1 protein-coding gene and 1 pseudogene are annotated in these 2,636 nt (G+C 68.1%); both read right to left on the reverse strand.

What is annotated here, in order from left to right:
- Window positions 1-197: 197 nt before the first annotated feature.
- Window positions 198-1,331: pseudogene (locus ACO1BU_RS36770) on the reverse strand (transposase); the annotation flags it as partial.
- Window positions 1,332-1,692: 361 nt separating this feature from the next.
- Window positions 1,693-2,382, reverse strand: coding sequence for a patatin-like phospholipase family protein (locus tag ACO1BU_RS36775; protein WP_424140808.1), 690 nt, complete (start codon window positions 2,380-2,382; stop codon window positions 1,693-1,695).
- Window positions 2,383-2,636 lie beyond the last annotated feature (254 nt).

The raw sequence follows: 2,636 nt of genomic DNA on the forward strand, positions 1-2,636 counted from the left end.
ACTCTCTCGCCTGGCATCCCGCCCCCCTGCTCAGCACAGGGGCGAAACTACCGCTGGTTGAGACTTGCCGGCCGCGCCACTCCTCCACCCCGTCCCCAATTCCAGTGATCACGATCACCGGAATCACTGATCAGCATCCACCGGATCCACTGATCACGATCAAACGGAATCGCTGATCACGATCCACCGGATTACGCAACCAGATTGATGCCGTGCTGCTCGCGGGCGGTGATGAACAGATCCGCGCTGACGCAGGCAGAGTCCACCAGGTGCTCGGCCGGGGCGAGACTCTTGGCTGCCAGGGCAGCGTGGATCGGCCCTGTGCGAGGCGCCTCGTGCACGTTGGCCGGCGTGGTGTCGGCATGCACCACCAAGTGCGGCGCATCGGCGTCGCAGGTCTCCGTCAGGTGAACCATATAGTCGGTCCAACGTGTGCCGGCCTTGGTCCGGAACCGGGCATCCGTGTCGTAGGGCGACTCCACTCGGTCCCCAGGCCCGCGTCCTTGCACCGGCCGCAGCCGCACGGTGCTCGTCCCATCCCTGTCTGGTCCTGCCTGGTCTCGCTCGAAGTGCCGTGCCCACACGTGACGCAGCACCGCGACCGCGGGCAGCGCGACGACGCCGGGCGGGACCTCTGGATCTGCCAGGGCGTCGAGCAGACGGTAGCCGTCGGCACCGACCTGGCAGGCATAGGCCTCCCGCTTGGGGGCGGTCTCTGGCAGACGCATGTCCTCGATACGTTGGCCGTAGCGCTGCTGCCACTCGGGCGACGCCAGCGCGCACAGCCAGTCGGGTGCGGCCGCAGCAATCGCGTTCAGTGCAGCGCGCAGCGTTTCGGCCAGCAACTCGAGCCGGTTCAGGTCACGCACCGCGGCGAGCACGTGCGTGCTGTCGGTGCGCTGCCGCCCATGTGCCTTGAGCATCCCGCCCTCGCGCGCCGCGTCCAGCACGCGGGCGAGCAGGCGCTCGCCGGCCTCGTGCCGAAGCAGGCGGGCGCGGAACTCGCACAGCACACTATGGTCGAAGCCAGCGTCTGCCAGCTCCAACGCCAGCAGGTACTTCCAGTCGATTCGGCCGCGGACCGCCTCAGCTGCCTGCCGGTCGCTCAACCCCTCGCGGAACTGCATCAGCGTGACCAAGGCCAGCCGCCACGGTGCGTAAGCCGGCTGGCCGAGCGCTGGGTAGAGGTCAGCGAAATCAGCATCGCCGAAGACCGTACCGAGCCGATCACGCAGGAGCAGGTAGGGGTTGCCGCGCGGGAACGCGGCCCGGGCAACCTGCACGGTCTGCTCAGGGGTAGGTGGAACACCGGCTTGCGGGAAGAGGGACATGGTGACGACCTCCGGGTCGCCCCGAGCCTACCCCACGCCGCGCTCCTCACCCGACTTCGCCAACAGTGTCCGGTCGTCAGGCTCTCTCCCACATTCATCCTGCCGTGTGGCTCCGCTACCTCCTCAGCCTCAGCCTCAGCCTGTGCGACGTCGAACAGATCCTCACGGAGCGGGGCATCACCATCGCGCACGAGAGCATCCGCCGCTGGGTGCTGCGGTTCGGGACCGACCTCGCCCGAAAGCTCCGCTGCCGGCGGCCGCTGCCCGGGGACACCTGGCACGGTGCTGGTTATTCTCGTCCAGGAGTGAAGGAACGCGAGGGCGGCGTCGGACCTCGGTGAAGACCGGGGCCCTTCGCGCATCAGCTGGTCGCTACGTCGCCAGGGCGGGGTGCTGCGGGTGCTCCGTGGAACGGCCTAAACTCCTCGCGCGGGGCAAGGAGAAACCTCCGGCGAAACGTCGGCAGGAAGTCCCGCGCGCAGCCCTCGCCCATGCCGGCCAAGCGCCCGACCATCGATGCGTCGTCGAGGGAGAAGAGACCCTTCGGCACGACCGGACTGACGCGGTGAACGTTGCCCGGTCCGGCAAGGATCTTCGCCGTGCACCACGATCCGAACGACTGTCCCTGCATGAGGAGGGTCGCGGCGTCAATGGCGAGGTGGCGGATGCCGGCCCGCGGGTGGGGAACGAAGGCCTCCTCCGAGCAGCCGAGGCTCAGCACCTGTAGCATCGCCCGATCCCAACCGAGGACGCCAATGGCCTCCACGACCGCGAGCCCCACGGGGTTGTTCGCCCAGATGCCGCCGTCGAGGAGTTGGGCACCCGACGGGAGCTCGTGAGCCTGGAAGTAAGTCGGCGCCGCCGCGGTCGCGAGGGCGACGTCCACGGCTCGCATCCGCCAGTCCCTCTCGAAGCGTTCGTGGTGGGATGTCTTCAGGACGCGGACATCTCGGCGGTCCGCGTCGTAGGCGGGAATGACGAGGCGCGTGAGGCTGTCGCCGAGAGCACGGTCGCCGAGGACCTCTTCCAGCGCTGCCCGCAGGTCGGCCACGTCGTGCTTCGGCGCGGCGTGTCAACGGGCGTTGGATCTTCCTCACATGTGGGCTTTGAAAATTCCTCACTTTGGTGGTTTTGGTTCTGCCCTATGGGGTGACCTGTGCCTCTGCTTTGGGTGGCCGCCCCCGACGGCTTGGAGGGTTGGCGGTTGCGGGTGGGTGGATCAGAGCCTTGGAGCGGATGTGCTCGGGGACGAGATCGGCGTGCTGGCGGAGACGGTAGCTGGCGCCCTCGATCTGGACGACCACG

This window comes from Roseomonas chloroacetimidivorans (genome assembly GCF_049629625.1).
In the GTDB taxonomy this organism is placed as follows: domain Bacteria; phylum Pseudomonadota; class Alphaproteobacteria; order Acetobacterales; family Acetobacteraceae; genus Roseomonas; species Roseomonas chloroacetimidivorans.